The organism is Pseudomonas spelaei (genome assembly GCF_009724245.1).
Lineage (GTDB): Bacteria > Pseudomonadota > Gammaproteobacteria > Pseudomonadales > Pseudomonadaceae > Aquipseudomonas > Aquipseudomonas spelaei.
The window spans coordinates 20,108-36,494 of record NZ_WNNK01000014.1 but is presented as its reverse complement, the minus strand read 5'-3'; the positions used below and the strand labels follow the sequence as shown (position 1 = coordinate 36,494).

13 protein-coding genes are annotated in these 16,387 nt (G+C 60.2%); 5 read left to right on the top strand and 8 right to left on the bottom strand.

Going from position 1 to position 16,387, the window contains the following annotated elements; translation table 11 throughout:
- Positions 1-90 precede the first annotated feature (90 nt).
- The 7 genes from cmk to mtnA all read right to left on the bottom strand — a co-directional run bounded on the left by cmk (position 91) and on the right by mtnA (position 10,604).
- Complete coding sequence (cmk, locus tag GNF76_RS17010; RefSeq protein ID WP_169353705.1) at positions 91-780, bottom strand: (d)CMP kinase; 690 nt, start codon at positions 778-780, stop codon at positions 91-93.
- Positions 777-2,987 carry a bifunctional prephenate dehydrogenase/3-phosphoshikimate 1-carboxyvinyltransferase gene (locus GNF76_RS17005; RefSeq protein WP_246211936.1) on the bottom strand — a complete coding sequence of 737 codons (2,211 nt, stop codon included), beginning with the start codon at positions 2,985-2,987 and terminating at the stop codon, positions 777-779. Before GNF76_RS17005 ends, cmk begins: the two co-directional genes overlap by 4 nt.
- Before the next feature lie 28 nt (positions 2,988-3,015).
- Positions 3,016-4,128 (bottom strand): histidinol-phosphate transaminase, encoded by a 1,113-nt coding sequence (gene hisC / locus GNF76_RS17000; RefSeq protein WP_155584294.1) that lies wholly within the window; start codon positions 4,126-4,128, stop codon positions 3,016-3,018.
- 9 nt (positions 4,129-4,137) lie between these two features.
- Positions 4,138-5,232, bottom strand: a complete 1,095-nt coding sequence (pheA, locus tag GNF76_RS16995; RefSeq protein ID WP_099169125.1) for a prephenate dehydratase — start codon at positions 5,230-5,232, stop codon at positions 4,138-4,140.
- Positions 5,232-6,317 carry a 3-phosphoserine/phosphohydroxythreonine transaminase gene (gene serC / locus GNF76_RS16990; RefSeq protein WP_178123382.1) on the bottom strand — a complete coding sequence of 362 codons (1,086 nt, stop codon included), beginning with the start codon at positions 6,315-6,317 and terminating at the stop codon, positions 5,232-5,234. Before serC ends, pheA begins: the two co-directional genes overlap by 1 nt.
- A gap of 243 nt (positions 6,318-6,560) precedes the next feature.
- Positions 6,561-9,224 (bottom strand): DNA gyrase subunit A, encoded by a 2,664-nt coding sequence (gene gyrA, locus GNF76_RS16985; protein WP_155584292.1) that lies wholly within the window; start codon positions 9,222-9,224, stop codon positions 6,561-6,563.
- A gap of 303 nt (positions 9,225-9,527) precedes the next feature.
- Positions 9,528-10,604 (bottom strand): S-methyl-5-thioribose-1-phosphate isomerase, encoded by a 1,077-nt coding sequence (gene mtnA, locus GNF76_RS16980; RefSeq protein WP_155584291.1) that lies wholly within the window; start codon positions 10,602-10,604, stop codon positions 9,528-9,530.
- 109 nt (positions 10,605-10,713) lie between these two features.
- Here mtnA and GNF76_RS16975 point away from each other — a divergent pair, with 109 nt between their 5' ends.
- The 5 genes from GNF76_RS16975 to GNF76_RS16955 all read left to right on the top strand — a co-directional run bounded on the left by GNF76_RS16975 (position 10,714) and on the right by GNF76_RS16955 (position 15,552).
- The gene (locus GNF76_RS16975; RefSeq protein ID WP_155584290.1) at positions 10,714-12,045 is read left to right on the top strand and encodes a TRZ/ATZ family hydrolase; all 1,332 of its coding nucleotides are present in this window, start codon (positions 10,714-10,716) and stop codon (positions 12,043-12,045) included.
- A gap of 62 nt (positions 12,046-12,107) precedes the next feature.
- Positions 12,108-12,806: a bifunctional 2-polyprenyl-6-hydroxyphenol methylase/3-demethylubiquinol 3-O-methyltransferase UbiG gene (ubiG, locus tag GNF76_RS16970; protein ID WP_155584289.1), complete on the top strand. Its 699-nt coding sequence runs from the start codon at positions 12,108-12,110 to the stop codon at positions 12,804-12,806.
- 4 nt (positions 12,807-12,810) lie between these two features.
- Positions 12,811-13,482: an N-acetylmuramic acid 6-phosphate phosphatase MupP gene (gene mupP, locus GNF76_RS16965; protein ID WP_178123381.1), complete on the top strand. Its 672-nt coding sequence runs from the start codon at positions 12,811-12,813 to the stop codon at positions 13,480-13,482.
- A gap of 27 nt (positions 13,483-13,509) precedes the next feature.
- On the top strand, positions 13,510-14,250 hold the full coding sequence (locus GNF76_RS16960) for a YciK family oxidoreductase (protein ID WP_155584288.1): 741 nt from the start codon (positions 13,510-13,512) through the stop codon (positions 14,248-14,250).
- A 375-nt stretch (positions 14,251-14,625) separates the two neighbouring features.
- On the top strand, positions 14,626-15,552 hold the full coding sequence (locus GNF76_RS16955) for a GGDEF domain-containing protein (RefSeq protein ID WP_155584287.1): 927 nt from the start codon (positions 14,626-14,628) through the stop codon (positions 15,550-15,552).
- 21 nt (positions 15,553-15,573) lie between these two features.
- Here the strand turns inward: GNF76_RS16955 and GNF76_RS16950 are convergent, their stop codons facing one another.
- Positions 15,574-16,332: an iron-containing redox enzyme family protein gene (locus tag GNF76_RS16950; RefSeq protein WP_155584286.1), complete on the bottom strand. Its 759-nt coding sequence runs from the start codon at positions 16,330-16,332 to the stop codon at positions 15,574-15,576.
- Positions 16,333-16,387 lie beyond the last annotated feature (55 nt).

The window sequence follows — 16,387 nt, the reverse complement described above, 5'->3', positions numbered from 1 at the left end:
GCCCATCTGCCACACCCCAGACGGTGTGGGTTACGTTCATATAAAAGAAGGAATGCAGGACTAAGACTGGTCCCCTGCGCTCCTTCTGAGTCACCCGGTGATATCGCGAATGGCGATTTCACTCAAGATGCGTTCCAGCACCTGCTCGATGGACAACTCCGTGGAATCCAGCTGTATGGCGTCAGCCGCCGGCTTTAGCGGGGCTACCGCACGCTGGGTGTCACGCTCATCGCGTGCACGGATCTCATCTAGCAGACTCGACAGACTAACACCATCGACTTTTCCCTTCAACTGCAAGTAACGGCGACGGGCCCGTTCCTCGGCGCTGGCGGTCAGGAAAATCTTCAGCGGTGCCTCGGGAAACACCACCGTGCCCATGTCGCGGCCGTCCGCCACCAGACCCGGCGGCTCCTGGAAAGCCCGCTGGCGCTGCAGCAAAGCATCGCGTACAGCCGGCAATGCTGCCACTTGGGAAGCCCAGGCCCCCACCTGCTCATTGCGCAGGTCGTCGGTGACATCATCCCCTTCAAGAATGATGCGCTGCGGATGACCTTCCGTCGCCCCAAGGAACTGCACGTCGAGGTGCGCTGCCAGCAGCTTGAGGGACTCTTCGTTGGTCAGGTCGACACCATGGTTACGCGCAGCGAACGCCAACAGGCGGTACAACGCCCCGGAATCCAGCAGGCACCAGCCCAGGCGCTTGGCCAGAATGCCGGCAATCGTGCCTTTGCCCGAGCCGCTTGGCCCGTCGATGGTAATCACCGGTGCTTTGATATTCACAATTGAGCCTCTTGGGCAACACGAATGCCGACTTGGGCACACAGTGTAAGAAAATTCGGAAAAGACGTAGCCACGTTGGCACAGTCATGGATACGAATCGGCGCAGCCGCTCGCAGGGAGGCCACGCTGAAGGCCATGGCAATCCGGTGATCACCATGGGCATGGATTTCACCACCGCCCATCACGCCACCATCAATAATAATCCCATCAGGTGTCGGTTCACACTTCACGCCCAGGGCGAGCAGACCGTCGGCCATGACTTGGATCCGGTCGGACTCTTTGACCCGTAGCTCCCCTGCCCCACGCAATACCGTTCGGCCTTCGGCGCACGCCGCAGCCACGAACAGCACCGGAAACTCATCGATAGCCAGAGGAACCAAGGCTTCGGGAATCTCGATCCCCTTCAAGGGCGCCGCGCGAACACGCAAATCAGCAACAGGCTCGCCACCCACTTCGCGCTGGTTTTCCAGGGTGATATCCGCGCCCATCAGACGCAGGATATCGATCACCCCGGTACGGGTCGGATTGATGCCCACATGCTCAAGCAACAGCTCGGAGCCTTCGGCAATAGAAGCCGCCACCAGGAAAAACGCCGAGGAGGAAATATCCCCCGGTACTTCGATATGCGTCGCGGCAAGCGAGTGACCGGACTCGACCGAAGCCGCAGCTCCCACCACCTCCACCGGATAACCAAAACCACGCAACATCCGCTCGGTATGGTCGCGGGTCGGCGCCGGCTCGGTAATAGAGGTTTTACCCTCGGCATACAACCCCGCCAGCAGCAGGCAGGATTTCACCTGAGCACTGGCCATCGGCAGCGCATAGCTAAACCCTTTAAGCGCCTGACCACCATGAATGGTCAGCGGCGGCCGCCCTTCCGGCCCGGTCTCGATGACCGCCCCCATTTCCCGCAATGGCTTGGCCACACGATTCATTGGGCGCTTGGACAGCGAGGCATCACCGGTCAACACGCTGTCGAAGCTCTGGGCTGCCAGCAAACCGGACAACAACCGCATGGAGGTGCCAGAGTTACCCAGATAGATCGGACCTGGCGCCGGCTTCAGGCCACGCAGGCCAACCCCGTGAATGGTGACGCGCCCATGGTGCGGGCCTTCAATCACCACGCCCATGTCGCGAAACGCCTGCAAGGTTGCCAGGGCATCTTCGCCCTCCAGGAAACCTTCCACCTCAGTGACACCGTCCGCCAGGGAGCCCAGCATGATCGAACGATGGGAGATCGATTTATCCCCAGGCACCCGAATCTTCCCGCTCAAACGGCCACCCGGGCTGGCGAGAAATACCAGGTCATCCGCATTTACAGCGGCATCCATATAAGCCCGACGAGCCAGAATCTTGCTGAAATGCTCCCGCGCCACGCGCGCACGGGTGAACACGCCCAACAACTGATGCCCGTCGCCGGCATCGACCGCGTCGCGCAAGGCGTCGAGGTCGCTGCGGAACGTGTCCAAGGTGCGCAACACTGCATCGCGGTTGGCGAGGAAGATGTCGTGCCACATCACCGGGTCGCTGCCGGCGATCCGGGTAAAGTCACGGAAGCCACCGGCGGCGTAACGGAAAATCTCGAGGTTCTCGTTACGCTTGGCCAGCGAATCCACCAGACCAAACGCCAGTAAATGCGGCAAATGGCTGGTCGCCGCCAACACTTCATCGTGGCGCTCGACCTGCATATGCTCGACATCTGCCCCCAGCTCACGCCAGAGCCGATCCACCACGGCCAATGCCGCCGGATCGGTTTCATCCAGCGGCGTCAGAATCACTTTATGGCGACGGAACAGCTGCGCATTCGACGCCTCCACCCCGCTCTGCTCGGAACCGGCAATCGGATGCCCAGGCACAAAGCGCACAGGCATGCCCCCAAAAGCCATCCGGGCGGCACGTACGACATTGCCCTTGGCACTGCCGACATCCGTCAGGATTGCTTGCCCCAGGTCCATGCCAGCCAACAACGCCAGCAATTTCTCCATGGCCAGGATCGGCACCGCCAACTGAATGACATCCGCGCCCTGACAGGCAACGGCGAGGTCCGCCTCACAGCGGTCCACTACACCCAACTCCACCGCCAGCTTGCGCGATTGCGGGTCCAGGTCCACACCGACCACTTCGCCACACAGGCCACTTTCCCGCAGGCCCTTGGCGAAGGAGCCGCCGATCAATCCCAGACCGACCACCACCAGGCGACCGATCATAGGCACAGCAGGTTGCAGAGCAGTGACATCAACCACGAGCCAGAACCTTGGCCAGCGCCTCAAGGAAGCGGCTGTTTTCAGCAGGCAAACCGATGGTGATACGTAGATGGTTCGGCATGCCGTAGTTGGCCACCGGACGCACGATCACGCCTTCACGCAGCAGGCCCTGGAACACCGGAGCAGCCTCTTGGCCAAGGTCGACACAGATGAAGTTGCCCTTGGACGGAATCCAGCCCAGGCCCAACCCACGGAAACCTTCCTGCAACTGCAGCATGCCGCTTTCGTTCAGGCGACGGCCTTCTTCCAGGTACTCGGCATCCTGCACCGCAGCGCAAGCCGCCGCCAGCGCGAGGCTGTTGACGTTGAATGGCTGACGAACGCGGTTCAACACATCGGCCACCACCGCGGTGGACAGGCCGTAGCCGACCCGCAGCGACGCTAGGCCGTAAGCCTTGGAGAAGGTGCGCGAGACCAGCAGGTTCGGATAAGCCGCAAGGAAGTCCAGGCCATCTGGCAGGTCGCTGCCTTCGGCGTACTCAATGTACGCCTCGTCCAGGACCACCAGCACGTGCTCCGGCACGTCTTGCAGGAAGTTGTCCAGCACCTCGGCGCTGAACCAGGTGCCGGTCGGATTATTCGGGTTGGCGATAAACACCACGCGGGTCTGCTCATCAATGGCCGCCAGCATGCCCGGCAGGTCATGACCCCAATCCTTCGCCGGAATCACGCGCGCCTCAGCGCCAACAGCCTGAGTGACGATCGGATAGACCGCAAACGCATGCTCACTGAACACCGCATTCAGGCCCGGCGCCAGATAGGCACGGCCGACCAGCTCAAGGATGTCGTTGGAACCATTACCCAGGGTCACCTGGTTCAGGTCAACGCGGCAGTTTTCCGCCAGCAGCGACTTGAGCGCAAAGCCATTACCATCGGGATAACGAGTCAGCTCAGCCAGCGCATCACGAATCGCGGACAATACCTTGGGGCTTGGGCCCAGCGGATTTTCGTTACTGGCCAGTTTTACGATCTTCGACGGGTCCAGATTCAACTCACGCGCCAGCTCGTCCACAGGCTTGCCCGGAACGTAAGGCGACAGTTGTTGCACGCCCGGCTGCGCCAAGGCGAGGAAGTTGCCACTCATGTTAAAGCCTCACAAAACCGCTTTCGGGTAAGAGCCCAGCACCTTGAGTGCCACGGCTTCCTGACTGATTTTTTCCAGCACACTCTTGACCAGCGGGTCGCGGTGATGGCCGACGAAGTCGATAAAGAACACATATGTCCATTTACCGCTGCGCGAAGGACGAGTTTCGATGCGCGTCAGGTCAATCCCGTTGTCATGGAACGGCACCAACAGCTCATGGAGCGCGCCAGGCTTGTTGCTCATCGAAACGATGATCGAAGTCTTGTCGTCACCGGTAGGAGGGACTTCCTGGCTACCGATCATCAGGAAGCGCGTGGAGTTATCCGGGCGATCCTCGATTTTCTCGGCCAAGCGGGTCAGGCCATACAAGCCAGCCGCCATATCCCCGGCAATCGCTGCCGAGTTCCACTCACCCTTGACCCGCTTCGCCGCTTCGGCGTTGCTGGAAACCGCCACGCGCTCCACATTCGGGTAATGGGCGTCCAGCCACTTGCGGCACTGGGCCAGGGACTGGGCATGGGAGTAGATGCGGCTGATGCTGTCGGTCTTGGTGTTTTCACCGACCAACAGGTGATGGTGGATACGCAACTCGACTTCGCCACAGATCACCATGTCGTGCTCAAGGAAGCTGTCGAGGGTGTGGTTGACTGCGCCTTCGGTGGAGTTTTCCACCGGGACTACGCCAAAGTTCACCGCACCCGCCGCCACTTCGCGGAACACTTCATCGATCGCCGCCATCGGCTTGCTGATCACGGCATGGCCAAAGTGCTTCATGGCCGCAGCCTGAGTGAAGGTACCTTCAGGGCCGAGGTAAGCCACTTTCAGTGGCTGTTCAAGAGCCAAACAGGAAGACATGATTTCGCGGAACAGCCGCGCCATTTCTTCGTTACCCAAAGGCCCCTGATTACGCTCCATCACGCGCTTGAGCACCTGGGCTTCACGCTCCGGGCGGTAGAAAACCGGTACTTCGCCTTCAGCCAGGGAGGCCATTTTCACCCGTGCAACTTCCTGGGCGCACCGCGCACGCTCACTGATCAACTCCAGGACTTTGGTGTCCAGAGCGTCAATGCGTACGCGCAGAGCCTTGAGTTCTTGCTCAGACATTAGCCGTGTTCCTTTTCGAACTCTGCCATGTAGGCCACCAGCGCCTTGACGGCGTTGAGGTCGACAGCGTTATAGATGGAAGCGCGCATGCCACCCACCGAGCGGTGGCCCTTGAGGTTCAGCAGGCCGCGCTCGTCGGCACCGGCCAGGAACGGCTTGTCCAGGCGATCGTCAGCCAGACGGAATGGCACGTTCATCCACGAGCGGTCGGTCAGGTTGATCGGGTTGCTGTACAAGCCGCTCGCGTCGATGAAGCCGTACAGGGTACGTTTCTTCTCTTCGTTAAGCTTGCCCATGGCGGCCACACCGCCCTGCTCTTTCAGCCATTCGAACACCAGGCCCGACAGGTACCAGGCGAAGGCCGGCGGCGTGTTGTACATCGAGCCGTTATCGGCCGCGACCTTGTAGTTGAGCATGGTCGGGCACAGCGAACGCGCACGCCCCAGCAGGTCTTCACGGATGATATTGACCAGGATGCCACTCGGGCCGATGTTCTTCTGCGCACCGGCGTAGATCATGCCGTAACGGGACACGTCAATCGGGCGCGAAAGAATGTCCGAAGACATGTCGCACACCAACGGAACATCACCCACTTCCGGCACCCAGTCGAACTCCAGGCCGCCGATGGTTTCGTTCGCTACGTAGTGAACATAGGCCGCGTCTTTCGAGAGTTCCCACTCGTTTTGACCGGGAATGGCGAAGTAGTCATAAGGCTTGGCAGTGCCCGCCACGTTGACGTGACCGTAACGGGAGGCCTCTTCAATGGCCTTCTGACCCCAGATACCGGTGTCGATATAGTCGGCAGTACCGCCTTCCGGCAGCAGGTTCAGCGGGATCTGGGCGAACTGTTGGCTCGCACCACCCTGCAGGAACAACACTTTGTAGTCAGATGGGATGTCCAGCAAGTCGCGCATATCCTGCTCGGCCTTGGTGGCAATGGACACGAACTCATCGCTGCGATGGCTCATTTCCATCACGGAGAGGCCTTTTCCATGCCAGTCGAGGAGTTCACCCTGCGCGCGCTGCAGGACTGCTTCAGGAAGCGCCGCGGGACCGGCACAGAAGTTATAGGCTCTCTTGCTCACATCCAATCTCGCTCTGATCTGGTGGGGTCTGCAATCATGTTCGGCAATGTTCCCGTTCCGGAGCGGGACCTTGTGGAGGCCGGCTTGCCTGCGATACAGATGCCTCGGTAGCTCAGTGATACCGCGGCGCTGCTATCGCAGGCAAGCCAGCTCCCACAGGGACCGCGTCCAGACAAAGGACGTGTATTTCACAACGGACAAACAACAAGGGGGCGAATCTTCATCCGCCCCCTGTGTGTCCGCTTATTCCTGCGGCTCTTCTTCGTCTGCGGCAGCGTCGAGTGGTTGCTCGTCGACGCCGTCATCAGCGCCACCGATCACCTGCCCCTCGAGCTCAATCCCTTCCTCGCCTTCCAGCTCTTCGCCTTCGACTTCCGATGGCTCCTGGACACGCTCCAGGCCCACCAGGGTTTCGTCGCTGGCCAGCTTGATCAAGGTCACGCCCTGGGTGTTACGCCCCAGGCTCGACACTTCATCAACCCGCGTACGCACCAGGGTGCCCTGGTCGGAAATCAGCATGATTTCCTCGCCATCGAGCACCTGGACCGCACCGACCAGACGGCCGTTACGATCATTGCTGACCATGGCGATAACGCCTTGGCCGCCACGTTTGTACTCAGGGAACTCGCTGATGGCCGTACGCTTGCCGTAGCCACGCGCCGAAGCGGTGAGGATCTGGCTGCCTTCTTCCGGGATCAGCATGGAAATCAGCTTCTGCCCTTCCGGCAGACGCATGCCGCGCACACCACGGGCGGTACGGCCCATGGCACGAACGTCGGACTCCTTGAAGCGGGTGACCTTGCCACCGTCGGAGAACAGCATGACTTCACGCTCGCCATCGGTAATGGCAGCGGAAATCAGTACGTCGCCTTCGTCCAGCTCCAGGGCGATCAGGCCCACGCTGCGTTGACGGCTGAAGGACTCCAACGGGGTCTTCTTCACGGTGCCGTTGGCGGTGGCCATGAAGATGTAGTGGCCTTCGGTGTATTCCTCGACCGGCAGCATGGTGGTGATGTACTCACCCTCGCCCAGCGGTAGCAGGTTGACCAACGGACGACCACGGGCCGCGCGGGATGCTTCCGGGATTTCGTAGGTTTTCAGCCAGTACACCTTGCCTTTGCTGGAGAACAGCAACAGCGTGGTGTGACTGTTGGCAACCAGCAGGTGAGCGATGTAGTCCTCATCCTTGACGCCGGTAGCCGATTTACCTTTACCGCCACGACGCTGAGCCTGGTACGCAGCCAGAGGCTGGGTCTTGGCATAGCCACCGTGGGAGATGGTCACGACACGTTCTTCTTCCGGGATCATGTCACCCAGGGTCAGGTCGAGACGCGCATCCAGAATTTCAGTACGGCGCACGTCGCCATATTCGGCACGGATTACTTCCAGCTCTTCGCGGATCACTTCCATCAGGCGCACAGCGCTATTGAGGATGCGGATCAGCTCACCGATCTGGTTGAGAATCTCCTGGTACTCGGCCAGCAGTTTCTCGTGCTCCAGACCGGTCAGGCGGTGCAGACGCAGCTCCAGGATGGCCTGGGCCTGCTCTGGCGACAGGAAGTACTTGCCTTCACGCAGACCGTATTGCGGGTCCAGGGTCTCCGGACGGCACGAATCGGCACCGGCACGCTCAACCATCGCAACCACGGCACTGGATTCCCAGGCGGTGCTGATCAGCGCTTCCTTGGCTTCCGACGGAGTCGGCGAGGCCTTGATCAAGGCGATAACCGGATCGATGTTCGACAGCGCAACCGCCTGGCCTTCCAGGATGTGGCCGCGTTCGCGGGCCTTGCGCAGTTCGAATACGGTACGACGGGTAACCACTTCGCGGCGGTGACGTACGAAGGCTTCCAGAAGATCCTTGAGATTCAGGATCCGTGGGCGGCCGTCGATCAGTGCAACGACGTTGATACCAAACACGCTTTGCAGCTGGGTCTGGGCGTAGAGGTTATTGAGGATCACCTCAGGCACTTCGCCACGACGCAGCTCGATCACGACGCGCATACCGTCCTTGTCGGACTCGTCGCGCAGTTCGGTGATGCCTTCAAGCTTCTTCTCTTTAACCAGCTCGGCGATCTTTTCGATCAGACGTGCCTTGTTCAACTGGTAAGGAAGCTCGGTGATGACGATCTGCTGACGACCACCGACCTTGTCGATGTCTTCGATCATCGAGCGGGCGCGCATGTAAATGCGGCCGCGACCGGTGCGGTAGGCTTCGATGATACCGGCGCGACCGTTGATGATCGCGGCGGTAGGGAAGTCCGGACCGGGGATGTATTGCATCAGCTCATCGACAGTCAACTCAGGGTTGTCGATAAGGGCCAGGCAACCGTCGATGACTTCACCGAGGTTGTGTGGCGGGATATTGGTGGCCATGCCCACGGCAATACCGCTGGAGCCGTTGACCAGCAGGTTGGGAATACGGGTCGGCATGACCGCCGGGATCATTTCGGTGCCGTCGTAGTTCGGCACCCAGTCCACGGTTTCTTTGTGCAGGTCAGCCAGCAGCTCGTGCGCCAGCTTGGTCATGCGCACTTCGGTGTATCGCATGGCTGCTGCGTTATCGCCGTCGACCGAACCGAAGTTGCCCTGGCCATCTACCAGCAGGTAGCGCAGGGAAAACGGCTGGGCCATCCGAACGATGGTGTCGTACACCGCAGTGTCGCCGTGAGGGTGATACTTACCGATCACGTCACCGACAACACGGGCAGATTTCTTGTACGGCTTGTTCCAGTCGTTACCCAGCTCGCTCATCGCGAACAGCACACGCCGATGCACGGGCTTCAAGCCATCGCGCGCATCAGGCAGTGCCCGACCGACAATTACGCTCATCGCGTAGTCGAGGTAGGACTGTTTCAGCTCGTCTTCGATATTGACCGGGAGGATTTCTTTGGCCAGTTCGCCCATGAGAAGCCTGATTCCTTTTTCGGGTGAAACCTCGTCACATCCATATGGGACGAACGAAGCTCGTCGCTGCTGGCATGGTGCCTGGCAACGACTTACGACAAATCAACGAGTTATGACACGGATCTGCGCATTAAAGGCCACCCCTTGGGGTGACCCTGGAAACCGCCGAATGTTATCACAATCGCCGCCACGCACCTATCCCCCTGATGCGCATGGAGCATAGTTAGTTGACCGGTGACAGGCTTAAAGGGGACGAGAGGGGCTTAGAGCTGGATCCAAGCCGGATTTAGAGGGTGAAAACCCTCAATGCAGCCGCTTACGACACATCAACTGCGCCAGTTTCGCCGTATCAGGTCGCTCGACGATGCCTTTTTCCGTGACGATGACATCAATCAAGTCCGCCGGCGTCACGTCAAACACCGGGTTGAACGCCCCTACATCAGCGGCAAGCCGCTTGCCATCGACCTCCAGCAATTCGCGCTCGTCACGCTCTTCGAGGGGAATTTCATCGCCGCTGGCCAGCATCATGTCGATGCTGGAGCTCGGCGCCACCACCATGAAACGCACGCCGTGATGCATGGCACACACCGCCAGCTGATAAGTACCGATCTTGCTGGCCACGTCACCATTGGCCGCGATGCAATCAGCCCCGACGATCACCCAGGTCACGCCTTTGGTCTTGAGAATATGGGCGCCGGCAGAATCGGCATTCACGGTGACCGGAATGCCTTCATTGGCCAATTCCCACGCCGTCAGCCGCGAACCTTGCAGCCACGGACGGGTTTCGTTGACGTAGACGCACTCCACCATGCCTTCGAGGAACGCGCCGCGAATCACCCCGAGGGCGGTGCCGAAACCGCCGGTCGCCAAGGCGCCAGTGTTGCAATGGGTCAGAATGGCCTGGGCATTGCCTTGGTGCTTGCGGATCAGGTCGACCCCAAGCTGTGCCATGGTCAGATTGGCTTCGCGATCACTTTCATGGATCGCTACCGCTTCCGCCTCCAGCACCGCCAGAGGATCGGCATGCTTCTTGAGGCGGTCCAGGCGATCACGCATGCGATTCAGGGCCCAGAACAAATTCGCCGCCGTCGGACGGGAGTCGGCCAGGAGCGCCAAATCTTCTTCCCATGCCGCCTGCCAATCACCGCCCTCGACAAGCCGCGCACGCGCGGCTAGCACCAGGCCATAGGCGGCACTGATACCAATGGCCGGTGCGCCACGCACCACCATCGAACGAATGGCCTCGGCCACGGCCGCCGCACTGGTGCAAGCGACCCAGGTTTGCTCGAATGGCAACCTGCGCTGATCAAGCAGGTACAGGGCGCCATCACGCCAATCGATGGCCTTTACCTTCTCCGCAGCCAACAGTCGGTCGCGCATCCCTCACCCCGCACTCATGAACAAAAGCCGCCGATTATAGCGATCCGCCAGCCAAGACGCTCGGGTATACTTCGCCACTTCTTAATAACAGCCTTGGACGACGCTCGCGATGACCCCAACTGCCGCCCCGCTTGACGTGTTGCTATTGCCAACCTGGCTGGTACCGGTCGAGCCTGCTGGCGTGGTGCTCAAGGAGCACGCCCTGGGCATTCGCGACGGACGCATTGCCTTTATCGGACCGCGGGAACAAGCACTGAAACTGGCCGCCAGCGAAGTCCGGGAATTGCCGGGCATACTGCTCAGCCCCGGCCTGATCAATGCCCATGGCCATGCGGCCATGACATTGTTTCGCGGCCTCGCCGACGACCTCCCCCTGATGACCTGGCTGGAAAACCACATCTGGCCCGCCGAGGCCAAGTGGGTCGATGAAGCCTTCGTACGGGATGGCACCGACCTGGCCATTGCCGAGCAAATCAAAGGTGGCATCACCTGCTTTTCGGACATGTACTTCTTTCCGAAAGTTGCCAGCGAACGGGTGCACAACAGCGGCATTCGTGCACAGATCGCCATCCCGATCCTGGATTTCCCGATCCCCGGTGCCGGCACTGCCGACGAGGCCATTCGCCAAGGCGTCGAGCTGTTTGGCGACCTCAAGCATCACCCGCGGATCAAAGTCACCTTCGGCCCGCATGCGCCCTATACCGTCAGCGATGAGAACCTGGAGAAAATCCGGGTGATCGCCGAAGAACTGGACGCCGGCATCCACATGCATGTCCACGAAACCGCCTTCGAAGTGCAGCAGTCGATGGAGCAACACGGCGAGCGACCGCTGGCGCGCCTTGGGCGCCTGGGATTGCTCGGGCCGCGCTTCCAGGCCGTTCACATGACCCAAATCAGCGATGACGACCTGGCTTTGCTGGTAGAAAGTAACAGCAGCGTCATCCATTGCCCGGAATCAAACCTGAAACTGGCCAGCGGCTTCTGCCCGGTGGAGCGTCTGTGGCAAGCTGGCGTCAATGTGGCAGTAGGCACCGACGGCGCCGCCAGCAACAATGACCTCGACCTTCTGGGTGAAACCCGCACCGCAGCGTTGCTGGCCAAAGCCGTAGCCGGCTCGGCCACCGCACTGGATGCCCATCGCGCCTTGCGCATGGCCACCCTCAATGGTGCACGGGCGATGGGCCTGGAAAACGAAATCGGCTCACTGGAAGTCGGCAAGGCCGCAGACATAGTGGCTTTCGACCTGTCAGGCCTGGCGCAACAACCGATTTACGATCCGGTCTCGCAGCTTATATATGCCACCGGACGCGATTGTGTGAAACACCTTTGGGTCGGCGGCAAGCAATTGCTCGACGACCGGCAACTGACCCGTCTGGATGAGCAACAGTTGTGCGCTACGGCCATCGCCTGGGGCCAACGCATCAGCGGACACACCGAATAACGCTGTGCCTGAGCCCTGTCTCGGGCCCCGCAAACCGTTTTATCAGATTTAGAGGATGACCCATGAGCAACGTCGACCACGCTGAAATCGCCAAATTCGAAGCCCTGGCCCATCGTTGGTGGGACCGCGAAAGCGAGTTCAAACCCCTGCACGACATCAACCCGTTGCGCGTCAACTGGATCGACGAACGGGTCAATCTGGCCGGCAAGAAGGTGCTCGATGTCGGTTGCGGCGGCGGTATTCTCAGCGAAGCCATGGCCCAACGCGGCGCGACCGTGATGGGCATCGACATGGGCGAAGCACCTCTGGCCGTAGCCCAACTGCACCAGCTGGAATCGGGCGTCAGCGTCGAATACCGGCAGATCACCGCCGAAGGCCTGGCAGAAGAGATGCCCGAGCAATTCGACGTGGTCACCTGCCTGGAAATGCTGGAGCACGTGCCCGACCCTTCGTCGGTGATTCGCGCCTGTTTCCACATGGTCAAACCAGGTGGCCAGGTGTTTTTCTCCACCATCAACCGTAATCCGAAGGCTTATCTGTTCGCGATCATCGGCGCCGAATACATCATGAAGCTGCTACCTCGCGGCACCCATGACTTCAAGAAATTCATCCGCCCCTCCGAGCTGGGCGCCTGGAGCCGTCAGGCCGGCCTGACCGTCAAGGACATCATCGGCCTGACCTACAACCCGCTGACCAAGCATTACAAACTGGCCAACGACGTTGACGTCAACTACATGATCCAGACCCTGCGAGAGGAGTGAGCCTGTGAAGTTGCGAGCGGTTCTTTTCGACATGGACGGTACCTTGCTGGACACCGCGCCGGACTTTATCGCCATCTGCCAGGCCATGCGCGCCGACCGCGACCTGCCGCCGATGAACGATCAACACATTCGCGATGAAATTTCCGGCGGCGCCCGGGCAATGGTTGCCGTGACCTTCTCCATGGACCCCGAATCCCCAGGTTTTGAAGCGTTGCGCCTGGAGTTTCTGGAGCGCTACCTCAAGGGTTGCGCGATTCACAGCAAGCTGTTCGATGGCATGGCCGAGCTGCTGGCCGACATCGAAAAATCCAAGCTGATCTGGGGCGTAGTCACCAATAAGCCACTGCGCTTCGCCGAGCCGATCATGGAGCAACTGGGCCTGGCCGAGCGCTCGGCGCTGCTGATTTGCCCGGACCACGTAAAAAACAGCAAACCGGACCCGGAACCGCTGATCCTGGCCTGCAAGATGCTCGACCTGGACCCGGCCAGCGTGCTGTTCGTCGGCGATGACCTGCGGGATATCGAATCGGGACGCGACGCCGGGACTCGCACCGCCGCCGTAACCTACGGCTATATTCACCCAGACGACAACCCGCGTAATTGGGGGGCCGATGTCGTGGTGAATCATCCGCTGGAGTTGCGTCAGGTGCTGGATAACGCGCTGTGCAGCTGCTGAACCCTGTGAATTCTGTTGAGGTCGTTTATGTTTGATTACTCCGCACGCCCAGAGCTGCTCAAAGACCGGGTCATCCTGGTGACCGGTGCCGGTCGCGGGATTGGCGCAGCAGCGGCAAAAACCTATGCCGCCCATGGCGCCACTGTGCTGTTGCTGGGCAAGACCGAAGCCAATCTGGCCCAGGTTTATGACGAGATCGAAGCGGCCGGCCATCCACAACCGGTGGTGATTCCATTCAACCTCGAGACCGCCCTGCCCCACCAGTACGACGAACTGGCGGCAATGATTGAACAGGAATTCGGCCACCTCGATGGCCTGCTGCACAACGCCTCGATCATCGGCCCTCGCACGCCGGTCGAGCAATTGTCCGGCGAGAACTTCATGCGGGTGATGCACGTCAACGTCAACGCCATGTTCATGCTCACCAGCACCCTGCTGCCACTGCTCAAGCTGTCCCAGGACGCCTCGGTGGTGTTCACCTCCAGCAGCGTAGGCCGCAAAGGCCGCGCTTACTGGGGCGCCTACGGCGTGTCAAAGTTTGCCACTGAAGGCCTGATGCAGACCCTGGCCGACGAACTGGACACCGTCGCACCCGTGCGCGCCAACAGCATCAACCCAGGCGCAACCCGTACCAGCATGCGTGCCCAGGCCTACCCGGGGGAAAACCCGACCGACAATCCGACACCTGAAGAAATCATGCCGGTGTACCTGTACTTGATGGGCCCGGACAGCACCGGCATCAACGGCCAGGCGTTCGACGCACAATAAAGCGTGCTCGCAGGAGCTGTCGAGTGAAGCAAGGCTGCGATCCCCTGAGGATCCAGCTGACATTCAACCAGCAGCTCCTACGCCAACTTACTGCCGCCCCCTTGCCATCCTCATTTCCCGCCAACAATCCAACCAACTGAATTAAAAGCACTTTCATTCAGCCAAGACAAATGGCACGAATTTCGCTTTGACCTCTTTCACACAGGTGGCACAAAGACACGACGTGCGGCACTGAAACAGGGGTTATAACCCCAGGCAAAGCGGTCTAGACTGTCGCCATGTCCTACGGAACTGACGGAACAGTAAGACGCTTGGCACTCGCCGCTCTCATCCAGCCTGTAAGACAGCATTAAGTGCTTAGAGGCCTATCAGTTTATGAAAACACCGACCCAGACCAACGCAATTGACTTCGATAGCGCCAAATTGCAACGCCTGGGCTTTGGTCAACCTTCTCTTCTCGCGAGGCGTCCCGCCACCGCCACCCAACTTCGCCAGCAACTGAGCCTGCAATTGCAGACCAGCCTGGAGCCCGAGCGCATCCTGGGCCTGTTTTTTCGGGAAATCCAACGCCTGGTCCCCCTCGATGCCTTGCAATACCGTCATGAAACCAGCGATTTACGCCTGGAATACGGTCAGCGAGGCCACCACTCAATAAGCTATACCCTCAGTCACGAAGGCGAGCACCTGGGCGAGCTGGTCTTTCGGCGCAACCAGCGCTTCCTCGACGACGAGCAGGGCAAACTGGAGTCTCTGCTGGCGACGCTGCTCTACCCGATGCGCAACGCCCTGCTGTACCGCGCCGCAACCCGCAGTGCCCTGCGTGATCCACTGACCGAAACCGGTAACCGCATCGCCATGGACCAGACCCTGCAACGGGAAATCGACATGGCCAGGCGGCACCTGCATCCGCTGTCATTGCTGATGTTGGATATTGATCACTTCAAGCGCATCAACGACAGCCACGGCCACACCGCTGGAGACAAGGTACTCAAGGCCGTCGCCGCCTCGATCAAGAGCCAGTTGCGTAATGTGGATATGGTGTTCAGGTTTGGCGGGGAAGAGTTTCTGATCCTGCTGTCCAACACCGGCCGGGACGCCGCAGCCATGGTCGGGGAGCGCCTGCGCCAGGCAGCACAGGCCCAGGATTATTGGGCGGATGGGACATGTATCGAGTTGACGGTAAGCCTGGGATGCTCGACGTTGTTGGCTGGAGAGTCCGCCGAGAGCGTGTTGCGTCGGGCGGACAACGCCTTGTATGTGGCCAAGCGTGAAGGCCGCAATCGCTTGGCAATGGCGGGGTAATTACACCCCGCCATCCTCGCATCAGGCCTCGCTGGCGACCAGCATCGGACGTTCACGGGCAGACGGCGCTTTCTCCAACTGCATGCAGCGTTCCAGGAACAGGTACATGTAGTCGTAGCTCTTGCACACCGCCTGGCGCAACTCGACCTGCAGCGCCTTGCTCGGGTTCATCCCAGCCAGGGTGCAGATGATTTCCAGCGCTTCCCAGGGGTGGGCATCATCGTACTGGGCATGCATCTTCAGCCACTTCATCGCGCGCTTGCGGTCTTCCTCAGGGAAGGCCGCCGCGTAGACGCCAGTCGAACACACCACAGCGGACCACTCCCCAGTGGCCCCCTCGATGGCGTAGTTGGTGGCAGCGATGGCGACGATCAGCGAATCAGCCGAACTGGTGTGCCAGCACCAATGACTCAGCGCGTGCAACTCAGGCGGCACGTTCTGCGCCTGCAACTCTTCGAGGCTGACGCCATGGGCACGGGCCCAGTGCACCCAATAATCAGCGTGGTTCAGCTCCACGCGAATATTGCGCATCAACCAGCGTCGCGCCATGTCTTCTCCAGGATGACGGGCAAACTTGGTCTTGGTGAGGTTTTGTGCCATGTACAACGCAAACTGTTCCACCACCGGCCAGCCACCAATCAGGTAGTGACGCATGGTCTTGGCACTGAGCTTGTTATCGCGCATACGCTGGTACAGTTCGTGCTCGACAACTCGGCGCTTGCTCTCGCTACAGTCCTGGATCAATTGCTGAGCCCAGGCGGGGTAACTTGAGGCTTCCATAAGCGGACCGGTTCTGTTGAATGTGTCGATCACTGTCGGGCTCCTTTTGATGTGT

Coding starts and splice junctions, on each gene's coding strand:
- GNF76_RS17005 (WP_246211936.1), bottom strand. CDS start 2,987: ATGATCGGTCGCCTGGTGGTGGTCGGTCTGGGATTGATCGGCGGCTCC.
- hisC (WP_155584294.1), bottom strand. CDS start 4,128: ATGAGTGGCAACTTCCTCGCCTTGGCGCAGCCGGGCGTGCAACAACTG.
- pheA (WP_099169125.1), bottom strand. CDS start 5,232: ATGTCTGAGCAAGAACTCAAGGCTCTGCGCGTACGCATTGACGCTCTG.
- gyrA (WP_155584292.1), bottom strand. CDS start 9,224: ATGGGCGAACTGGCCAAAGAAATCCTCCCGGTCAATATCGAAGACGAG.
- mtnA (WP_155584291.1), bottom strand. CDS start 10,604: ATGCGCGACCGACTGTTGGCTGCGGAGAAGGTAAAGGCCATCGATTGG.
- GNF76_RS16975 (WP_155584290.1), top strand. CDS start 10,714: ATGACCCCAACTGCCGCCCCGCTTGACGTGTTGCTATTGCCAACCTGG.
- ubiG (WP_155584289.1), top strand. CDS start 12,108: ATGAGCAACGTCGACCACGCTGAAATCGCCAAATTCGAAGCCCTGGCC.
- GNF76_RS16960 (WP_155584288.1), top strand. CDS start 13,510: ATGTTTGATTACTCCGCACGCCCAGAGCTGCTCAAAGACCGGGTCATC.
- GNF76_RS16955 (WP_155584287.1), top strand. CDS start 14,626: ATGAAAACACCGACCCAGACCAACGCAATTGACTTCGATAGCGCCAAA.
- GNF76_RS16950 (WP_155584286.1), bottom strand. CDS start 16,332: ATGGAAGCCTCAAGTTACCCCGCCTGGGCTCAGCAATTGATCCAGGAC.